This is a genomic window from Bradyrhizobium sp. (assembly GCF_019242285.1).
Lineage (GTDB): Bacteria > Pseudomonadota > Alphaproteobacteria > Rhizobiales > Xanthobacteraceae > Bradyrhizobium.
On sequence record NZ_JAFAVV010000241.1, the window covers coordinates 1 to 2484 of the forward strand.

Annotated in this window: 2 protein-coding genes; both read right to left on the minus strand. The window is 63.4% G+C overall.

The window, feature by feature from the left end; genetic code table 11:
- Window positions 1-395: 395 nt before the first annotated feature.
- Entirely contained in the window at window positions 396-1394 is a 999-nt protein-coding gene (locus JOY90_RS09210) for a catalase family peroxidase (RefSeq protein WP_291690827.1), read from the minus strand.
- Between the two features lie 274 nt (window positions 1395-1668).
- Window positions 1669-2484, minus strand: an 816-nt coding sequence (locus JOY90_RS09215) for an ABC transporter substrate-binding protein (protein WP_291690828.1), incomplete at its 5' end; no start/stop codon positions are given.

Consider the following 2484-nt stretch of genomic DNA (forward strand, 5'->3'; position numbering starts at 1 on the left):
CGCCTGAAGCCAAAGCGTCCACCGCATCCCGCCGCCAACGTCCGTGACGATCGCGAAGCGCCCCTCATGTGGAGGCGGGACGGAGGGGAATATACACCTTATTTCTGATAATTGGAAATACAAATATTTTTGCGGAAGGGGATGGACATAGCGGAGGAATCGCGGTGAGCGCTCACAAGATCTACAAGACGTCGCGCCAGCATCCTTCTTCTCTTGTGCGAGAAGATGGTTATAGGCGGCCTGCGGCCGCCGTCCTCAGAGACGCCGATGCTTTGCATCGGCTATGCGCTAATCCCGGTCAGCAAGTAGCCCGGATGAGCGAAGCGACATCCGGGATCACGCGGCGTGTGCAGACCCGCATATCGCTACGCTCATGCGGGCTACGCCGGGTGCTGCTACTTGGCGGTGCGGCGGCCGAACGACTCCGCGTAGGCCTCGCTGCGCGTGTTGATCAGCGGGTCGTCGGAAGCGTCGATGCCACCAGTCAGGTTGGTCGGCATGAACAGCAGCTCGTTCTCGATCTTTTTGGTGTCCAGCGCCTTGGTGACGGCGATTTCGCCGAGCTCGACCGTTGGCCGGCTGTCCGGCCAGACCTTCGTGGCGTCGGTGGTCGGGTCATCGGCGGCGGCAACCTGCACTCGGAGGTGGAACTTGACCGGTCCCTTGTCGAGCGCTGCACGCAAATTGTCGGCGAGTGCATTCGGGGAACGGTGCGTCGCTTCCTCGTCGCTCACAAAAGCGGGGCCGCCATCGGGCTCGATGCGGTAGCGGCCGAACTTGCTCGTGCCTTGTGCATTGGTGAACTTGAACGCGTTGATGCCGAAATAGGGCTGCGTGCCGTAACTGACCGCGACGGGCTTCGGCGCGGTGACGAAGGCGACCGTAGCCGGGTGGCCCGCCAGGAATTTTTCGACCGGCGTCGGCTTGGGCACATCAGGACCGCTGGCGCCGACCGCCTGGAGCAGGGCCAGAAAATCGTCTCCGTTTGCCACCGGAAACCCGTTGGCCGAGATGCAGATCATGTCCTGCTCGCTGCCGTCCGGGAGCTTGAACTTGATCGCCATGCCGCGAATCCGGTCGGTCGAAGGATCGGTATCGGGCGCGTCCGGCACCCCGCCGGCGTTCGAGAAGCGGATGACCAGCGGCGTCGGAGCCCCTTTGAGAAAGGCGGCCGAGCTGAGTGCGTCGGCGCCTTGCGCCGGCGTGAACGTGCCCTCGAACACGGCGCCCTTGGCGTGGTTCGCGCGCACGCCCGGATGCCGGCCGTAGAGCGCATTCATCTGGTTGACCAGGCGCACACCAAGCGAATCGTCTTCGGCACCGGCGCGGGTTGCGCCTGCCGTCATCAACGCGGAGACTGCGAATCCCAGAGCAATGCATTGTAACGATCGCATGACGATCCTCCTGGCCAATGGGCGAGCGTACACGGGCAGCCATTTCAGCATGTCAAAAAGATCAGATACGATCAATCCAAACTGGAAACTTGCCTTCGAGCCGGTGTCCGGTGGACCACAGCCCATTGCCCTCGGCGCCTCGTTCGCAAGCCGCGGCGGATGAGGGGCCTGTCTCCACGAATCTGTCTCTCGCCATTTTCGCGGAAAGAGCCCCTCGCCCCAATCCTCTCCCCGCGAAGGAGCGGGGGAGAGGAGAACCGACGGCGGAGCGCCCCTACTCCGTCACGGGCCGGTCCGAGATGTCCCAGTCCTTGCCGTTGAAGATCGAGATGTAGAGCGTCTTCATCGGGGTGTAGTCGTCGGGCGTGTAGTCATACGTCACGCCGTCGAGGAAGAACGGCGAGTGAAAGCCCTTCAGGGTCGAGGCCTGCTGCAGCACGTTGTCGCGGGTCAGCTCGTCGCCGCAGCGGCGCAGGATCTCGCCCATGGTGACCGCCTGGCCGTAGCCGGCATAGGCGATGGTGTTATCGGGGTCGACATTGGGCAGGTATTTGGCGCGCAGCGCCTCAAAACCCATCGCTTCCGGATCGTTCTGCCAGCGCGGCACGCCGGCGTCCTTGGCGTAGCGGATCGCGACGATGCCGGTGGCGTTCTCGAAGCCGGCGGCGCTGAGGATGGAGCGGCCGGTCGAGCCGGCGGAGAGCAGTTGCAGCGGCTTCCAGCCGAGCTCGGCGACCTTGCGGACCGATTGCGACGTCGCCTTGCCGGTGGTGATGTTGTAGAACGTGTCCGCGCCCGACTTCGAGAGATTGATGAGCTGCGAATCGACCGTGGGATCGCTGAGATCGTAGGTCTGCTCCATGATCACCTGGGCCTTGCCGCCGGAATCGGCCAGCGTCTTCTTGAAGGGACCCAGGAAGTCGCGGCCGAAATCGTCGTTCTGGTAGAGGATGCCGATCTTCGCCTCGGGCCGCACGTTGAGCACGTGCCTCGCAAGAATGCGGCCCTCGGTCGGATAGAGCGGCAGGCCGGCCATGGTCCATTTGTTGTTCTTCGGATCGTTCCACTTCGAGGCGCCTGTGTTGAGCAA

What these genes read in the sequence shown, in the direction of transcription:
- JOY90_RS09210 (WP_291690827.1), bottom strand. Translation starts at nt 1,394, where the DNA reads ATGCGATCGTTACAATGCATTGCTCTGGGATTCGCAGTCTCCGCGTTG.